The following is a 2011-nucleotide window of genomic DNA, read 5'->3' on the forward strand; positions in this document are numbered from 1 at the left end:
CACTTCGATCCCTGTCACACCGATTTCTGCGCCGATGACCGCTTTCGGTCTGCTATTCAAAACTGCCACATTCTCCTTCAGATTCAGAACAGGCTGATACAGCGGAACATAGGTCACTTTTTCGCAGACATCTGCAAGGAAGTTAGCTTCTGCTTCCCCTTCTTCATTTTCCCCTACCACAACCACTCTTTTATTTCTGTAGAGCATACCGTCACAAGTTGCACAATAGCTGACACCTTTCCCCAGATATTCCATTTCTCCCGGGATCCCTTTGCTTTTGTTCAGGCCAATCGCAAGGATAAGGGTTTTTGCTTCAAAAAATTCGTTATCCGCATTGATGACAAAATAGTCACCCATAGACATGATCTGACTGATACGGCTTTCTTTGAATTCCACGCCACGCTTTACGGCATGGGCATAAAACTGATTCAGCATTTCCTCGCCGCTCAGGTCTGGCATACCGAGGTAGTTATCTACTTTTTCTGCTGCAAACAGCAAAGAGCTGTCCAGACTTCTGCCGAACACGCAAACGGATTTATTTCTCTGTCTTGCATTGACTGCTGCGGAAAGTGCTGCCGGTCCGCTGCCAATGATACCGATATCATACATAAACATCCTCCTTTCTCCTCAGAGGCTATCCGCCCCCGAACCCATGACCAAGGAGGTCACCTCCTTGGAACCTGATACACAAAAACTATTGTTTTTGCAAAATAATATATGTAAATATGTAAAAACCAGCTATAAAAAACCACGAGAGGTCATCATTGACTTCTCGTGGTAATTTTATCATATTATTTTAGAAAAATCTGTTGTATTTACAACATTATTTATCTTTTTCAGCTGCTCTTGCATCGATGATACGTTTCTGAACATCCATGGGAGCTTCTTCGTATCTTTCGAAACGGCTTCTGTATTCACCGCGGCTCTGTGTCATGGAGCGCAGATCTGTAGCGTATTTGTGCATTTCAGCTGTAGGAACTTCTGCAACGATGCATTTTTTCACACCAACTGCATCCATGCTCAGGATACGTCCACGACGTTTTGTGATGTCACCCATGATATCGCCCATATATTTGTCGGGGATCAGAACTTCCACATGATCGATAGGTTCCAGGATCACGGGTTTTGCCTGAGGGATACCTTCTTTGAAGGCAACGGATGTAGCCATCTTGAACGCCATTTCGGAGGAGTCAACGGGATGGTAGGAACCATCTGTCAGAGTTGCTTTCAGACCTACTACAGGGTAGCCTGCCAGAACGCCGGCCTGTACACATTCCTGCAGACCTTTTTCAACTGCGGGGAAGTACTGTTTGGGAACGGAGCCACCGAAGATTTTTTCTTCGAATACATACTGTGTTGTTGTATCGTAGCTGGGTTCGAATTCCATTACAACATCACCGAACTGACCATGACCGCCAGACTGTTTTTTGTATCTGCCGCGAACGGAAGTTTTTGCTTTGATTGTTTCTCTGTAAGGAATGATAGGATCCAGCAGTTCCACTTCGATTTTGTATTTTGCTTTCAGTTTCTGAACCATAACATCCAGCTGCTGTTCGCCTACGCCGTAAACCAGTGTCTGTTTTGTTTCAGGGTTTACTTCCATTTTGATCGTAGGATCTTCTTCTCTGATCTTTGTCAGAGCAGCAGACAGTTTGTCTTCATCGCCTTTGCCTTTGGGCTGGATTGCCATGCACAGAACGGAACCGGGCAGCGCAATTTTAGGGATGATGATATTTGCATCTTTCAGGGACAGTGTATCCTGTGTAGATGTATTTGTCAGTTTTGCCAGAGCACCGATATCACCGGAGTGCAGTTCATCAACTTCGATCTGGTCTTTACCTCTTACAACATACAGGTGGGAAACTTTTTCAACTGTATCTTTTTCTTCGTTATAAACGCTCATGCCAACTTCCAGTTTACCTGTCATAACGCGGAACAGGTTCAGACGACCGATATAAGGGTCAGCGATTGTTTTGAATACATACGCGGAGAAACGTTCGTCATCGGAAGA

At 44.9% G+C, this 2011-nt stretch carries 2 protein-coding genes; both read right to left on the bottom strand.

What is annotated here, in order from left to right; genetic code table 11:
* On the bottom strand, positions 1–609 hold a 609-nt coding region (locus tag ACJMLT_RS03030), incomplete at its 3' end, for an NAD(P)/FAD-dependent oxidoreductase (RefSeq protein WP_405726403.1).
* A gap of 214 nt (positions 610–823) precedes the next feature.
* On the bottom strand, positions 824–2011 hold a 1188-nt coding region (locus ACJMLT_RS03035), incomplete at its 5' end, for an elongation factor G (RefSeq protein WP_405726406.1).

Origin of the sequence: Anaerotignum sp., from assembly GCF_045122575.1 — a bacterium.
In the GTDB taxonomy this organism is placed as follows: Bacteria; Bacillota; Clostridia; order Lachnospirales; family Anaerotignaceae; genus Anaerotignum_A.